The sequence below is a fragment of the Sphingomonas sp. H160509 genome, assembly GCF_024124765.2.
Taxonomy (GTDB): domain Bacteria; phylum Pseudomonadota; class Alphaproteobacteria; order Sphingomonadales; family Sphingomonadaceae; genus Sphingomonas.
Map to the genome: position 1 here is coordinate 329,996 of NZ_JAMXSR020000002.1, position 15,955 is coordinate 345,950.

The 15,955-nt window shown below is 66.8% G+C and carries 13 protein-coding genes and 1 pseudogene; 4 read left to right on the forward strand and 10 right to left on the reverse strand.

The annotated features are described in order from the left end of the window. Positions 1 to 192 precede the first annotated feature (192 nt). The 10 genes from pelF to NHF48_RS03310 are packed head-to-tail and all read right to left on the reverse strand — an operon-like array spanning position 193 to position 10,309. Positions 193 to 1,725: a GT4 family glycosyltransferase PelF gene (pelF, locus tag NHF48_RS03265; RefSeq protein ID WP_253070217.1), complete on the reverse strand. Its 1,533-nt coding sequence runs from the start codon at positions 1,723 to 1,725 to the stop codon at positions 193 to 195. Beyond that, a complete protein-coding gene (locus NHF48_RS03270; RefSeq protein ID WP_253070218.1) occupies positions 1,701 to 2,615 on the reverse strand; it encodes a hypothetical protein in 915 nt (304 codons plus the stop codon). Before NHF48_RS03270 ends, pelF begins: the two co-directional genes overlap by 25 nt. Further along, positions 2,612 to 3,580 (reverse strand): hypothetical protein, encoded by a 969-nt coding sequence (locus tag NHF48_RS03275; RefSeq protein ID WP_253070219.1) that lies wholly within the window; start codon positions 3,578 to 3,580, stop codon positions 2,612 to 2,614. The genes NHF48_RS03270 and NHF48_RS03275 overlap by 4 nt, the downstream gene beginning before the upstream one ends. Next, positions 3,577 to 5,052, reverse strand: coding sequence for a hypothetical protein (locus NHF48_RS03280; RefSeq protein WP_253070220.1), 1,476 nt, complete (start codon positions 5,050 to 5,052; stop codon positions 3,577 to 3,579). Before NHF48_RS03280 ends, NHF48_RS03275 begins: the two co-directional genes overlap by 4 nt. A gap of 43 nt (positions 5,053 to 5,095) precedes the next feature. Continuing rightward, positions 5,096 to 6,769, reverse strand: a complete 1,674-nt coding sequence (locus tag NHF48_RS03285; RefSeq protein WP_253070221.1) for a hypothetical protein — start codon at positions 6,767 to 6,769, stop codon at positions 5,096 to 5,098. Further along, complete coding sequence (locus tag NHF48_RS03290; protein WP_253070222.1) at positions 6,769 to 7,662, reverse strand: endo alpha-1,4 polygalactosaminidase; 894 nt, start codon at positions 7,660 to 7,662, stop codon at positions 6,769 to 6,771. The genes NHF48_RS03285 and NHF48_RS03290 overlap by 1 nt, the downstream gene beginning before the upstream one ends. Then, complete coding sequence (gene pelG, locus NHF48_RS03295) at positions 7,659 to 9,056, reverse strand: exopolysaccharide Pel transporter PelG (protein WP_253070223.1); 1,398 nt, start codon at positions 9,054 to 9,056, stop codon at positions 7,659 to 7,661. The genes NHF48_RS03290 and pelG overlap by 4 nt, the downstream gene beginning before the upstream one ends. Before the next feature lie 24 nt (positions 9,057 to 9,080). Further along, positions 9,081 to 9,305, reverse strand: coding sequence for a hypothetical protein (locus NHF48_RS03300; RefSeq protein WP_253070224.1), 225 nt, complete (start codon positions 9,303 to 9,305; stop codon positions 9,081 to 9,083). After that, entirely contained in the window at positions 9,306 to 9,482 is a 177-nt protein-coding gene (locus NHF48_RS03305; RefSeq protein WP_253070225.1) for a hypothetical protein, read from the reverse strand. Next, positions 9,479 to 10,309, reverse strand: a complete 831-nt coding sequence (locus NHF48_RS03310; protein WP_253070226.1) for an aldo/keto reductase — start codon at positions 10,307 to 10,309, stop codon at positions 9,479 to 9,481. Before NHF48_RS03310 ends, NHF48_RS03305 begins: the two co-directional genes overlap by 4 nt. Positions 10,310 to 10,808: 499 nt before the next feature. On the opposite strand from NHF48_RS03310, the gene NHF48_RS03315 reads away from it, so the two are divergent. The 4 genes and pseudogenes from NHF48_RS03315 (at position 10,809) to NHF48_RS03330 (ending at position 15,935) form a co-directional block, all read left to right on the forward strand. Further along, entirely contained in the window at positions 10,809 to 11,492 is a 684-nt protein-coding gene (locus tag NHF48_RS03315) for an NAD(P)H-dependent oxidoreductase (protein WP_253070227.1), read from the forward strand. Between the two features lie 26 nt (positions 11,493 to 11,518). Then, positions 11,519 to 12,550, forward strand: a pseudogene (gene adhP, locus NHF48_RS03320) (alcohol dehydrogenase AdhP). Between the two features lie 2 nt (positions 12,551 to 12,552). Beyond that, on the forward strand, positions 12,553 to 14,934 hold the full coding sequence (locus NHF48_RS03325; protein ID WP_253070228.1) for a phosphoketolase family protein: 2,382 nt from the start codon (positions 12,553 to 12,555) through the stop codon (positions 14,932 to 14,934). Further along, positions 14,925 to 15,935: an acetate/propionate family kinase gene (locus NHF48_RS03330; RefSeq protein ID WP_253070229.1), complete on the forward strand. Its 1,011-nt coding sequence runs from the start codon at positions 14,925 to 14,927 to the stop codon at positions 15,933 to 15,935. Before NHF48_RS03325 ends, NHF48_RS03330 begins: the two co-directional genes overlap by 10 nt. Positions 15,936 to 15,955 lie beyond the last annotated feature (20 nt).

Sequence of the window (15,955 nt, forward strand, 5' to 3'; positions counted from 1 at the left end):
ATGGGTTGCCCGTGGCGCGCCGATCAGCAACCAACGCCAAAATCTGACGTCAAAGCCAGATAGGTTCATTGTCGATCGATCCACTATACATCAGGACTGAGCGTTTAGCTGGTCCTGGAGCGTAGATTCGAGCGATACTGTGGTTACCGGCGGGAATCGAACCTCTCTGAACGAGCATAAAAGTCGTTCCTGCTATTGGACGAGCAGGGTCTGATAGAGTTGCGCATAGGCACCGATGATCGTGTCATGGTCATAGTCCCGGCGCACCCGTTCGCGAATCGTTTCGCCCATCGCTAAACGCATCGCGGGATCGCCGGCAATCGCTAAGATCCCCGCCGCGGTCGCTGCCGGATTGACCAGCGGCGTGACGATACCGCCGTGTCCCGAGTCTGCGCCGCCACGTCCTTGGATCATCTCGCGACAGCTGCCGACGTCGGGTGCCACCACCGGGATGCCACACACGCCACCCTCCAGGATCACCAGCGGCTGCGCTTCCGACAGGCTGGTGAGCACGAGCAGGTCGATCTTCGCCATCCAATCCTCGATCCGCACCCGTCCGGCAAAGCGAAAGACCTGCGACAATTCCAGATCTTCGACCAGCCGGGTGCATTCGGCGGCATATTCGGGATCCTCATCCTCCGGGCCGAGCACGACGAAGCGAATGTCGGAGCGTTCGGCATGCGCGATCGCGGCCGCGCGGATGAATGTCTTTACGTCCTTGATCGGCACCACGCGGCCGAGTAACGCGACCAGCGGATGCGCCGGATCGCGCTGGTCCGGGAGTGCTGCAAACCGTTTCGGATCGATGCCGTTCGGAATAACGCGGACCCGGTCGGCGGCAGCCCCAAGCCGGCGCTGGACCGCCGTATTCTCGCCGTACAAGGCGACGATGGGATCGCAGCTGTCGTAGCAGGCGGTGGCATAGCTGGTGAACGCGCGCACCCACAGGTCGCGTAAGTCGCGGACGCTGCGTTCGAGCTCGAGCCCGGTGTCGACTTGATCGCCGATCCAGTCGGCCATCATCACTTCGATCTGACGTTCGAGCAGGTAGATGCCATGCTCGGTAATGAACGCCGGGCGCCCGGTCTGGCGCGCGGCGCGGGCGGCGAGCAGGCCTGCGAATCCGGTAGAGATCGTGTGATACGCGCGCGCGCGGGGCAGGGGCGTCGTCAGCACCGAGAGCAACCCGCCCAGTAGCACGCGCATCGCCCAGAAATAATGATGGAACGACGCCTTGGGCAACATCGCTTGGTAATGGCGCTTCAGCCGCGCAAACACTGCGGGGTGCGACAGGATGTCGCCGGGCGCGAGCGGCCGGGCGTTGCCGCCGATCAGGTCGATGAGCGTCGTGAGCCACTCCGCGCCACCGGTCGCGACGAATGCAACCAGCGCATCGGCGATCGGTACTGCTACCCGGTCGGGGATCGCGCGGGGTACGGCAGGCTCGGGCGCCAAACCGATCTCGACTACCGCGACGACGTTGGGCGGTGGCGTCAGCTGGAACGGGAGGAGTCCGGCGCCCGGCTTGATCGCGGCAATCACGAACCGGACGTCGGGCAGGTGGGTAATCAGATCCTGCAACCAGCCGGACACCCCGCCGATCACATAGGGATAGGCGCCCTCGACGATCAGGCAGATGTCCGCGTCCGGTATATCGATCGACGTTTGCCCGGACCGTTCGGCGAGCGCCGCAACCCGGATCACGCCGTAGCCCCCGTCAGCCACCAGTTCGCCAGCGCCCTCGCGCTACGATCTCCTGTGTCGATGGGGGGATCGAGCCGTTCCGACGACGCCTCGATCGCGGCCGCCGTGCGGTCGATCGCGTCATAATCGCCGGCTGCCCACAATGCCTCCATCGTCAGTGCGTCGCGCGTCGCCGAACGCGGATCATCTGCCCCGCGAGATATCGCGGCGGCCATCGTCGCGACCGCATCTTCACGAAGGTGCAGGCGTTGGGAATCGGAGAGCAGCACGTCCGAGCGTGCGTGATCCGCGAGCAACTTTGCCAAGCTCGTTGCGGCGTCGGGATCGACCCCATCGGCAACGCGCGCCGACAGCCGCGCTCGCGCCAGCACGAGGTTCTCCGCGACCCGGGCGGAAGCCGCCGCCGCCAGCGCGCGGATCGTCTGGTCACCATCGGTCAGCGCCAATGCAATGAGCGGCGACAGCGCCGGCTCGAACGATCGCACCACGGTTTCCAACGCACGCCGCCGCTCGGCAACCCCACCGTGACGCATGATCGTGACCAGTGAACTCAGCGTATCGGGCGTCGCATGATGAACCCGCCCGTCGAGCATCCGCGCAACGGCAAGACGCGCCCCACGCTGGGTCGAATGCCCTGCTACCGGACCGAACATCTCGTCGTCGCTGCGTTGTACCGAGGGCCGAAATATGCGCGCGAGGGGAAGCGCGGCGAGCAGACCGAGCGGCCCCAGCACGCCGAGCATGGCGGGCGCGAAACCGGTTGTCGTGTCATGGCGCAACCACGTGACGAACCCGATTGCGCTCGATGCCGCATGGACCGCGAGGGCCCAGCCGACCGCAATACCGGCCATCCAGCAGGCGGTGAGGATGGTCATCTCAAGAACCGCGAGCGCGATCAGGCGGCGGATCACGCGATCAGCCCGGCGGATCGCAAAGGCCGCTGCGTCGCGTGGAGCGTATCGGCGAGCAGCGGCGTCAACCAGGCGGCGATTTCCGCGAGTTCGGCGGTACGGCTCGCATTGAGTGTTTCGAACGGCAGCGCGTGGAGGACCAAACAGCCGACGATTTCGCCCGTATCCCGATCAGGCAACGCAATCGCGGCAACGCCGATTCCGTCGAGCACGCGGCGATCGCTGCGCTTTGCGACATGCAAGAGACCGTGGTGTCGTTCGACCCGCTCCATCAGCGACACGGGCAGGACGTCGCGTCGCCCTGCGGTGACTGGTCCGCTGATCCACGCGCGCGCGTCGTCGCCGGTGACCCGGTAGCATGTGAAATCCGGGGTCCGAGCCGCCAGAGCGATCAACTCGCCGATCACGCTACGTCGCACGGCCGGTTCCTGCGAGCAAAGCCGTACCGCCGTCTCGATTGCATGGCCGACGGTATGCGCTTCCGTCGCGATCTGGACCTGCAACTGCCGATTGGTCTGCGACAGCGTAGCGAACGCGTCGGTCAGGCGTGCCAGGTTGCGCGTTGCGACACGGCCGCGCTTTTCCAGGCGATCGTGACGCCCGGTCCGCATGATCGTTACTTCGCCGATGATCCCCGCGGCGACGAACCACATCAACGGCTGAAGCGAGAGATGGAACAGATGGTCGAGATAGTCGCGTTCGCCTGCGCTGTCCTGCACATGTGCGAGCCACAATCCCGATGCGACGGCCGCGGCGAGGACGCCAGGGCCCGTGCCGTAGGCGAGCGCCATCATCAGCACCGGCACCCAATACGGGTTGGGATGGACGTGCGCGAAGCCGGATCCGCCGGTCAGCCACCAGTCGAGCACGATCAGCGCGGCGAACGCGATGGCGATCTCTGCGGCGATCCTCGCGGAGCGTCGCCACCTGGTGTGCCACTTGGCCGCCTGTTCGTCGTGCGTCACTGCGTATCCCCAAGGCTGCGGGTCAGCAGCGCCCGTGCGTAGAGTTGGCGACCCGAGAAGCCGGGGCGTGCGATCGATGTGATGCCGCCGCTGCCCTCGACCCGCCAGGCGACGCCGATCGGAGCGGCGATGCCAAGGCTGGCGGTCGGGCCGTCGCCACCGAACCGGTCGACGGTCCAGCCTGCCAGTGCGGTCATCTGCACCGTGCCCAGCGCGCCGCTGAGCAGGCCCTGGACGGTATGGTTCTCGCGCGTGGCGAGTGGGATGATGGCCAGGCTGTTCGCGCCGAACTGCATCCGCTGGACGTACTCCGCCTCGAACCGATAGGTCAGGCCGAGTGAGGGAAACTGGCGGCGGATGAGATAATCGACCCCGCCGCTCGCGACGATGGTGTCGCTCGCGCCGCTGCTCCCGGCTAGCCCGTACCGGTTCGCGCCGATATCGCCTTGCACGACGAGACCCGGAGTCAGCCGATAGGTCACCCCGAGCAGGGCACGCGACATATACCCGCCTGCCAGAACCTGCGCCGGCGTCGAGTAATCGGGCATATGCCGGGTCAACGTCACGCGAAACTGCGCGTCGGCGGACCCCGCGACGGCCTTGGCGCCGCCCCCCGTGACGCCATCGTCGAGCGCTGCGGAGGCGAGCAGTTGTACGCGGACTGCGCCGTCGAACGCTGCGGCCAGCGACGCATCGACGATCGTGTCGCCGGTTCGCACGGTCCGTGCGTCGGCGCCGACACGACTGGTGACATGGCGGATACCGCCACCGGCGGTTAAGGTATCGCCGACCGCCGCGTCGATCCGTGCGGCAAACTCCGCCTGCGACAGGTCGCTGCCGTCGCGCGCGGTGACGCCGATGCTGGCGGTCCCCGGTGCGGCAGCGATGGCGCGCCTTGCAGTCAGGTCGTCGGCTGCGAGCTCACGGTAATCGCGCGCCGCGCCGCGCACGTCACCGTCGGCGAGACGCGTGTCGGCGAGCATGCGCGCCGCGCGTGGGTCGGTCGGATAGCGTTTCGCCAATTGCGTCGCGGCGCGTCGTGCCGGCCCCGGATACCCGGCCGCGGCGTCCGCCTCGATCGCGGTCAGCGCGGCATCGGATGCGGTATCGTCGGCAGTCTCGGCGAGCGGTTCGGTCGAGGGCGGCGGCGAGAAGGTTACCGCGACCGTTGCGCCCGCCTGCCGCCATTTCATTGTCCAGCCGTCAGCGGGACGCAGGACGAGGCTGTCGTCGTTCCAGCGAAGATCGCCGATCGCATGGCCCGCGGCTTCGCGAAATGCCGCGATCCGGTCGGACGTCATCACCTGGTCGAACCGCGCGACCAGTTCGCCATCGCGGTCCTCGATCCGGACGACGGCTCGGTCGGGCCAGGCGAGCACGGATTCGGGCACCACTACCCGGCTATCCGCGAAGACCGTACGGGGAACGGTCAGCGCCGGCGCGTCCGTCAAGCAAAGGAGCAGCGCGATCATTGTGCCAGCACCGTTCGGGCACGCCCGGCTTGGCCCTGCGCGATCAGCAGGCGGGCATGCAACGCGGCGAGCGATCGGTCGCGCGGGGTCTCGGCGCGCAGCGTCTCGACCAGCGCGACGGCCTCGGCCCGACGACCGAGCTTTTCCAGAATTTCCACGCGAGCCTTGCTCGCGGCGGGTGTCTGGACGAGCGCGCGGTCCAGCCAGGGGCGTGCCGCACGCTCTCCCCGATCCGCGCCTGCACGTCGGCCATCAGCCGCAGCGCCGGGAGGTCGGTCGGATCGCTCGCCAGATGCTGGTCGAGCCACTTCGCCGCACCCTTGGCATCCCCCGCGTTCCACGCCGTCCAGGCAAGGTCGAGCCGATCCCGCGGCGCCGCGACCCCGGCTGCAACGCGCCGTTTCGCAATCGCCGCCGCTTGTGCCGGGTCTACCTTTGTGGGGGCTGCGGCGGACAGCGCGGCGATCTGCGCCGGATCGAGCGAGCGGCCGTCCAGCAACGACGCCAGCAGCGCACGACCGGCGGTATCATTGCCCGCCGCGCGGGCCAGTGACAGCCGCATCAGCATCACGTCGGTCTGGCTCGCGAGCGGATGCCGCGACAGGAACGCCAGCGCCTCGCCCGGTCGATCGCGCTCGGCATAGCGCGTCAGCCAGGCGCGCTGCTGGTCCGCGCTACCCTGCAAACTTTGCTGTTTAAGCCAGGTGAGATCGTCGCCCCCCGGCCGCGGCCCCATCAGGTACAGCAGGCGCTGAGCGGCTGAGGCGGTCGGTGGCTGGCCGGTCGCTGCTCGCCGCAGCACCGTCATCGCATCGCTGCGGTACCCCGACGCGAGCAGCCGCTCCGCCTCCCGCTCGGGTTGCACGCCCGGCGCCTCGGCGCGCGCCAGCAGTTCGGTACGCAGGCCATCTCGGTCGCCGGCCTCGGTCAGGATCGTCTCGCGCGCGGTCGCCCGCTGCTCGACCGGCAGATAGTCGGCTGCCCTCAGCCCTGCCGCGGTATCCTTCGCGCGCGCCGCGACACGGATCGCCAGCCAGGGATCCGCCGCCCGCCAGTTCGCGGTCGTCGCCTTGTCGAGCAATGCGATCAGGTCAGTGCGCCCAGCCTTGTCGGCACGCCGCGCTAGATCGAGCGACAGCGCGGCATCGGGCGGCGGGATGACGCGGTTCGCCGCTGCCACGATCACGAGGTCGGGCCGATCGATCGCATAGGCCGCTGCAACGATATCCGCAGCTGCCACCGCCCCGCGCGTCTGCGCCGCCTGCGCGACGAGTGCAGTCGCATCCGTAGTTTGCCCGGTTTGGCGAAGAAGGTCGACACGCAGCGGCCACGTCGCTGCCGCCCCGCCGTCGGGCCGTGCCGCCAGATAGCCGAGCGCCACCGCCGGCCGCTTCGCTGCGACCAGGTCATAGGCGACCTGTAGCGTCGACACCGACTGACCCTCGGCGATCAGTTGCGCGGTCAGCGTGGCGAGCGTCGCTGCATCGGCAGTCGCGATCTGCGCCGCGATCGCCGGGTGCGCAGGCGGCAGCGCAGGCGGGGATGCCGGCGCGGAAGGCATCGAACTGCTCGCCGCTGGCACAGGCTGCGCACGGCGCTCGGCGTGGCGGATCTCTCGGTCGTTCGGCAACAGCATCAGCCCGCCCGCAAGCAGGCCGAGCCCCGCCAATGCGGGCAGGACGATCGCGAGACGTCCGCGTCGGCGGTCGATCCTCATCAGCTCGGCTCCGGGACCAGTCGGTCGAGCGCCAGCGTCGCGACATAGGGGCTGAACCCCGCCGCGCGCTCGCGCGCATACAGCGCCGCGACCTGCTTCGTGTCGGCCGGATCCCAGTAATCGAGCGTCATCAGGTTCAGCGCCGGGTTCCGGGCCCTGGCCGCACGCAGGCGACCGGCCTGCCACGCCCAGTCCGAATCGCTGAGCAGTTCATGGCGCTTGGCAGCAAAATTCCACCGCGACGCCATCGCTTCGCCGAGCAGGTAATCGATCTTCGGCGCGACGTCGGGCAACAGCGCATAGCCGCGGTTGAGCATGATGCGCATCCTGGGAAAGCGGGCACGTACGGCGGCGATCAGCGTCACGCCGGCGGCCACCATGCCCTTGTTGGCCACCGGATCCTGCCGCTCCATCGCTTCGGCGTTGTCCATCGTATCGATGAAGATGCCGTCATAGCCGAGCGCCAGGATCGCGGGGACGAGCCGGTCGAGCACCGCCGCGCGCCACGCCGGATGGCGCAGGTCGGCAAGCCGCGCATCAGGCCAGTTGGGATTGGCGGCCCTCAGCGCGCCGGCCTTTTCGAGCCCGGCGAAATACGGCCGGCCGCGCTCGACTTCGCCGAAGCTGACATAGCCGAGCAGGACGCTGCCGGGCCCCCGGAGCGGCGCGATCGGGCGCGCATGATGCGGCTCCAGTACCAGCAGCGCGCACATCCTCGCCAATACCGGATCGGTCGCTGCACCGTAATCGACGCCCCAGCGCAGCGCGGTGTTCGCGGACGGCTTTGGGGTGGCATCCGACCGAGACCGCATGCCCAGCGTCAGGGCAGCTGCACCTAGCGCCAGCATCCGCTGCATGATCTTCCTGCGCGGCATATCCATGATTCCCGTCACAACAGACGCCCTCCGTGCCCCACGACCGAGGGATTGTTGCCGACGAACAGCAGGTAGGTGAGGTTGACCGTGGCCTCGGCAACCAGCGCCATGCCGACCGACGCACCGACCACCGCGCCCGCCATATAGCCCCAGCCGAATGCGGCAAACCCCGCATCCCATTGCAACAACGTCGCGACGCCGCTGCCGATCGCGAACGCCGTCCACGTCAGCAGAATTCGCCCGAACAGGTCGTAATAGGCCAGCACGACCGTCGTCGCGATCACCACGAGGTGGAAGACGGTGCCGAGCGAGGTCTGGCGGAACGCGAAGATCGCCCGCGCGTCCGCGCCGATCAATTCGAACAGCGGCACCGCGAACACCCAGGCGAGCGCGGCGACGAGCGCCTGCACCAGCAGCATGATCCGTAGCCCGTCGAACATCGTTCGCGCGAGTTCGCTGCGCGCCTCCTCGATCCGTTGCAGCGTCGACGTGCCGGTACACCGTACGATCATGTCGCCGAACGCGCGATCGAACCGCGTCTCCGTGACGATCAGCAACAGCGTCAGGCCCGGCACCATCGTCAGTAGCCCGAGAAAGCTGCCCTGGTCGTTGATCGGATTGAGCCGCAACAGCCCGATCGCGCGAATGCTGTCGTGGCCGGCCCACAACAGCCATTTGTCGGTCCAGATCGCGGCGACCCCGGCAATGCCCGCCGCCGCGACGATCCACGCCAGCTGCGGCGTCATCGAATCCCGCGTCGGCAGGGCGGGCGGGGTGGAGAAATGCCGACGGATCACGGTCACGATCGCGGCCAGTGTCAGTCCGATGCCCCCGGCGATCACCGCGAGCACGGTGATGACGTCAGGCCTCGGCAACAGCGTCAGCAGCAGCGTCGCAAAACCGATGCCGAGCAGATAGGCGAGGGGGATCGCCCGGTAGCGGCGCAGGGCCGTAAGTAGCGGAGCAGCGATCCAGACCTGCGTCAGCCACGCGAGGATCAGCGTCGCGAGTGCCGCCTCACCAAACGGAAGCTTTCCAAGCGTCCCGAACACCACAGCTCCGATGCCCAGCGCGATCGCGCCACCGATGGCGAGGGCGACCAGCATGATCCCCGATACGCCGCCAGCATCGCGTGCGAAGATTCGATCCGCCACCATCCGGGTTGCGAGAATGCCGACCGGTGCCGCGGCGAGCGCGGACAGGCTGAACGCATAGACCAGGATCGTCTGGACGGTCCGCGCGCCGCTCGCACCGAGATGCGCGCCCGACCAATGATTGAGCAGCGCCATCGCGACCGCGGTGATCAGCCACGGCCCGGCGCTGATCACCGCACCGAATGCGGCGGCGCCGACGATCCCGCCGACACCGCCTTCACGCGCAGTTCTCGCTAACTGGAAGCCTATACCTGCCATAACACCGGCGGCCTATGCCGTGGACTACATGAACAAATCGTTCGCGGTCAGGACGAGTTGGCCGGTCAGGGCGATCATGCAATCGCATGCCGAACCGCGGTCGGCATTGCTCTTAAGACGGTAGATTCCTCCCCCGCCGATCATATGGTAGCTGTAACCAAGCTGCCGGTGCGGTAAACTTCGCCGGTCGTGCGATGAGGTGAACGCCAGGTCGCCGCGTGCAAACAGCGTCGTGTTTGCCTCGATCATTCACAGGTCGATCTTGTCCTCACAAATAGCGAAATCGGTGTTCACGTCGCGCGACGACCATGCAGCCCGTCCCCCCTCTAGCTCGAACCGGCCTCTATCGGCGTACGCGCCGGCATCCAGCGTCCGGTGATCGTTGAAATGGGTGTCGGCAGTAAAGAACAGAGGTATGCCGGTCACAGCATCTCGAGCGGGCGGCGGCTGCGCGGGGCGGGGAAGGCGGCATCGAGCGCGGCCAGTTGTTCGCCAGACAGGGAAAAATCGACGGCAGCACGATTGTCGCGGACGTGCGCGACGCTGCCCGCCTTGGGTATGGCAATCACGTTGCCCCGCCGCAGTGTCCAGGCGAGGGCGACCCGTGCGGGCGTAGCGCCGATCGTCTCAGCGATCCTACGAAGTGTCTGGTCGGCGAGGAGGCGGCCCTGTTCCACCGGGCTATACGCCATGGCCGGAATGCCGTGAGTTTCCAGCCATGGGAGTAGATCATGCTCGGGGCCGCGGCGGGTAAGATTATAGAGGATCTGGTCGACGGCGCAGCCGCCGCCGCGAGCCGCCAGCAGTTCCTCCATGTCGCTCGTATCGAGATTGCTAACGCCCCATTGGCGGATCTTGCCTGCCGTTCGTAGCGCCTCCATCGCATCGACCGTCTCGCCGAGCGGCACTGATCCCCGCCAGTGAAGCAGGTAGAGATCGAGCCGGTCGGTGCCGAGCCGCTTCAAGCTTGCCTCGCAGGCAGCATGTAGGCGAGCATGGGACGCGTTTTGGGGATAGGCCTTGCTTACGAGGAAGAGCTTGTCGCGAACGTCACCCAACGCTTCGCCGATCAGCTCCTCGGCAGCGCCGTCACCGTACATCTCTGCCGTGTCGATCAACGTCATGCCGAGATCGACTCCCAGACGCAGCGCAGCGATCTCCTCTGACCGGCGATCGGATCGCTCCCCCATCATCCAGGTGCCTTGACCCAGTGAGGGTATCTGTTCGCCGCCCGGTAACGATACTGTTCGCATGCTTTGCCTCGGCTAACCCCGTGATACCCAACAAACGAATGAACGTAAGGTCAGATGCATGCTGAGCGTCTGAAAAGAAGGTCGATCGACCGATGAACAGGGGGGCCACTCAAAGCCGGGCGGTACGAACTGGACGGGCTGACTTATGCTGGTCACGCAGTCGCGGATCATCGGCGGTTGACGAGATGAACAAGCGCCTGAAGTCGGAAAGCGGGGAGCCGGGTGTAAATGACCGGCTATGAGTCAACCCGATGAGATTGCGGATATTCACAGCCGCATGAACCCGGCTGCCGCTGTTGCATGATCCCCAGTGACTAAATCATGCCGGAAGGGGTTGGATACCTTTCGATAAACGCCGCCTTAGCATTTCGGCATGCGTAGTTTCCGAGGGTCACTTCGATAGCTTTCGGCGCATACCCTCCTCGACCAGAACCCTGTACGACAGCGCCGCTCTTCGCCGCAGCCTGCAGGGATCGTGACACTCGGGCGAGGATGAACGATGGTGATTGCCGAACATGGTGTGACGGGAGGTCGGCATGCCGTTATTTTGTGTCACCCCGATCCGTCGAGCTTCAATCACGCGATCGCGGGCGCCTATTGCGACGCGGTTCGTGCGGCGGGGCAGGAGGTTGTGCTGCGCGACCTGTATGCGGTCGGCTTCGATCCCGTGCTGAAGGCGGCGGAGCGACCCACCAACGTCGCCGCTGTCTATGGCGCAGATGTGCTGGCCGAAATGGACGTGATCAAAGGCTGTGATGTTTTTGTGCTGGTCTATCCGATCTGGTTCGGGACACCGCCGGCGATGCTGAAGGGCTATGTGGAGCGCGTGTTCGGTGCCGGCGTCCAGCCGGAATCGTTGCAGGGGCGGGTGCGGACCGACCTGCTCGGCGGCAAGCGCCTGCTGAGCTTTTCGACCTCGGCGGCGAGCAAGATCTGGCTCGACGAACAGGGGCAGGGGCAGGGACTCAACAGCGTCTTCGACCAGTATATCGTCCACGCGTTCGGGATGCGGTCGCAGGAGCATCGGCGGTTTGCGCACATCGTGCCGGGGCTGAACGCGCGCTTTGCCGACCAGTATCTCCGTGACGTCGCCGTCCAGGCGCAGCGGACCTGTGCGCAGATCGCATTCGGGGACGAGGCTCTGCTGGCCGATCCCGCGCTCGTCGCCCGGATGGCACGCTGATCCATCCGCATCTTCAAGGAAATTCCATGACCCGTATGATGCACGCCGCCGTCGTCGAGGCGTTCGGCAAACCCCCTGACCTTGCGCGAATGGCCGATACCGGTCGCAGGGCCCGGACAGATCGTCGTCAAGACCGAAGCGTGCGGGGTGTGTCACACCGACCTGCATGCCGCGCACGGCGACTGGCCGGTCAAGCCGACGCCGCCGTTCATTCCAGGGCATGAGGGGATCGGCATCGTTGTCGAGGTCGGCGCGGGGGTGACGATCGTGAAGCTTGGCGACCGGGTCGGTGTGCCGTGGCTATACTCCGCGTGCGGGCATTGCGAATACTGCCTGTCCGCCTGGGAGACGGTGTGCGCCGAGGCGGAGTTCGGCGGCTACACGCGCAATGGCGGGTTCGCGGAGTATATCCTCGCCGACCCGAACTATGTTGCGCATATTCCCGCCGGACTGTCCGCGGTCGAGGCGGCGCCGATCATCTGCGCGGGCATCACCACCTACAAGGGCATCAAGGAAACTGGCGCGAAGCCGGGCGAGTGGGTCGCGATCTCGGGCGTCGGCGGGCTGGGGCATCTCGCGGTGCAATATGCCAAGGCGATGGGGTTGCGCGTTGCCGCGGTCGATGTCGACGAGAGGCAAGCTCGCCCATGCCGAGGCGCTGGGCGCGGAACTGTTGATCGACGCGCGAAAGCCCGATGCGATCGCGGCGCCGAAGGACGGGACCGGGGGGCGCGCACGGCGTGCTGATCACCGCGCCGTCGCTGACCGCGTTCAACCAGGGCGTGGCGATGACGCGGCGCAAGGGGACGTGCGTGCTCGTCGGCCTGCCGCCGGGCGATTTTCCGATGCCGCTGTTCGACGTCGTGGCGCAGTGCATCACGGTGCGCGGGTCGTTCGTCGGGACGCGCAAGGACATGGCGGAGGCGCTCGCCTTTGCCGCGGATGGCAAGGTGAAGGCCGACATCGAAGTACAGCCCTTGTCGGCGATCAACGACATCTTCGACCGGCTCCAACACGGGCAGGTCGCGTCGCGCGTCGTCCTCGATTTCGGGAGCTGAACATGGCCGATTCTGCAACGCTGACGCCGACCAAGGCACACCCGCTGTCTCACGACATGCTGCGGCGGATGGACGCCTATTGGCGGGCGGCGAATTACCTGTCGGTCGGGCAGATCTACCTGCGCGACACCGCGTTGCTCGATCGGCCACTGACGATCGCCGACGTGAAGCCGCGGCTGCTCGGGCATTGGGGGACGACGCCGGGGCTGAACTTTCTCTACGTTCATCTGAACCGGCTGATCGTCGAGCATGACCTCGACATGATCAATATCATCGGGCCGGGGCATGGCGGGCCGGGGCTGGTCGCGAATACCTATCTGGAGGGCTCGTACACCGAACGCTATCCGGCGATCGAGCGGAGCTCCAGCGGCATGCACCGGCTGTTCCGGCAATTCTCGTGGCCGGGCGGTATCCCGAGCCATGTCGCACCCGAGACGCCGGGGTCGATCCACGAGGGCGGCGAACTCGGCTATTCGCTCGCACACGCGTACGGCGCGGCGTTCGACAATCCCGACCTGATCGTCGCGTGCGTGGTCGGCGACGGCGAGGCGGAAACCGGCGCGTTGGCGACGAGCTGGCATTCCAACAAGTTCCTCAACCCCGCGCGCGACGGTGCGGTGTTGCCGATCCTGCACCTCAACGGCTTCAAGATCGCCAACCCGACGATCTTTGCGCGGATCGAGGGGCATGAGCTCGACGCGTTGCTGCGCGGCTGTGGGCACGAGCCCTATTATGTCGGCGGCAGCGATCCGGCGGCGGTTCACCAGCAGCTTGCCGCGGCGCTCGACAAGGCGCTGGCGAAGATCCAGGCGATCCAGGCGGCGGCGCGTGTCGAGGGTGTGAAGCCCGAGCGACCGCGCTGGCCGATGATCGTGTTCCGGACGCCGAAGGGCTGGACCGGGCCGAAGTTCGTCGATGGCAAGCCGGTCGAGGGTACGTGGCGCGCGCATCAGGTACCGATCGCGGACTTCAAGGACCCCGAGCATCTACGCCAGCTCGAGGCGTGGATGCGGAGCTACCGGCCCGAAGAGCTGTTCGACGCGACCGGCAAGTTCCTCGAGGAGTATGCGTCGCTCGCGCCGACCGGGCATCGGCGGATGGGGGCGAACCCGCATGCCAATGGTGGCGAGCTGATGGTGCCGTTGTCGCTGCCCGATTTCCGTGAGTTCGCGGTGGCGGTGGACGCGCCGGGCAAGGTCAAGGCCGAGGCCACGCGCGTACTCGGCCGGTATCTGCGCGACGTGATGAAGCTCAACCTCGCGACCGTGAACTTCCGCCTGTTCGGGCCGGACGAGACCGCATCGAACCGGCTCGCTGACGTGTACGACGTGTCCGGCAAGGTCTGGATGGCGGAGATCGAGGCGGTCGATGAGCATCTCGGGCCCGACGGTCGGGTGATGGAGGTGCTGAGCGAGCATCTCTGCCAAGGCTGGCTTGAGGGGTATCTGCTGACCGGGCGGCACGGGCTGTTCTCGTGTTACGAGGCGTTCGTCCACATCGTCGATTCGATGGTCAACCAGCATGCCAAGTGGCTGAAGACGACCAGGACGATCCCGTGGCGGCGGCCGATCGCGTCGCTCAATTACCTGCTGACCTCGCATGTGTGGCGGCAGGATCACAACGGGCTGTCGCACCAGGATCCGGGATTCATCGATCACGTCGCGAACAAGACGGCGGACGTGGCGCGGATCTACCTCCCGCCCGATGCGAACTGCCTGTTGTCGGTCGGCGATCACTGCCTGCGCAGTCGCGGCTATGTGAACGTAATCGTCGCGGGCAAGCAGCCGGAGTGGCAATGGCTCGGGATCGACGCGTCGGTGCGGCACTGCACCGCGGGCGCGGGGGTCTGGGCATGGGCGGGCGACGATCCGGACCCCGACGTGGTGATGGCGTGCGCGGGCGACGTGCCAACGCTGGAGACGCTGGCGGCGGTGACGATGCTGCGTGCGTACGTGCCCGATATCCGCATCCGGGTGGTCAACGTGGTCGACCTGATGGTGTTGCAGCCGCGCTCCGAACATTCGCATGGGCTCGACGAGCGCGAGTTCGACGCGATGTTCACGGCGGACAAGCCGGTGATCTTCGCGTTCCACGGCTATCCGGCGATGATCCACAAGCTGACGTACCGGCGCGCCAATCACGCCAATATCCACGTCCGCGGGTACAAGGAGATGGGGACGACGACGACGCCGTTCGACATGGTCGTGCTGAACGATCTCGACCGCTATCGGCTGGCGCTCGACGCGATCGAGCGCGTGCCTCGGCTGCGCGATTGCGTGCCCCGCGAGACGGCGCGCTATTGGACGACGATGGAGCGGCACAAGCTCTACATCGCCGAGCAGGGCGACGATCTGCCGGAGGTGCGTGACTGGCAATGGTCGTAGTTCTTGCGCTCAACAGCGGTTCGTCGTCGCTGAAATACGGGCTTTACGCGGTTGGCTCAGAGCCGGTCCTGCTGGTCGGCGGGACGATCGAAACGGCCGACGACCATGCGCGCTTCTTCGACACGATCGAGACCGCGTTGACGGGGTGGCCGACGCCGACGGTGATCGGTCACCGGATCGTCCACGGTGGCCCGCACCGCGACGCGCACTGTCGGATCGACGATGCGGTGATGGCGGATCTGGAGGCAGCCTGTGCGTTCGCGCCGCTGCACGGACCGGCTTCGCTGGCGCTGATCCGGGCGGCGGAGGCTCGCTATCCGGCCATACCGCAGGTCGCGTGTTTCGATACCGCGTTCCATACGGGCATGCCCGACATCGCCCGGACGCTGCCGATCCCGCGCGAATACCAGGCGACCGGCGTGCGGCGCTACGGTTTCCACGGCCTGTCCTGCGAGTCGATCGTCCGACAACTCGGTGACGACAGGCCGGACCGACTGGTGATCGCGCATCTCGGCAACGGTGCAAGCGTGACCGCCGTCCGCGATGGGCGATCGATCGATACCAGCATGGGGCTGACCCCGTCCGGTGGCGTGATGATGGCGACGCGGACGGGCGATATCGATCCGGGCGTGTTGCTCTACCTTGCTCGCGAGGCCGGATTGGATGGAGACGCGCTGGCAAGATTGGTCGATCACGGATCGGGCATGGCAGGCGTCTCCGACCTGTCCGGAGACATGCGCGTCCTGCGCACTGCCGGAACACCGGACGCCGACCTCGCCCTCCGCATGTTCGAGCGCTCGGTGTGCAAGCAGGTCGCGGCGATGATCGCCTCGCTAGGGGGTGCCGACATGCTCGTGCTGACCGGCGGGATCGGCGAGAACGATGCGCCGACCTCTCAGGCGATCCGTGCAGGTCTCGCCTGGGTTCCTGGGCTCGACATCCGCATTCTGCCTTCGCAGGAGGACGCGCAGATCGCGCGCCACGCCGCCGTGCTCGCCTGATCGAGCCCGCGCCTACGTGC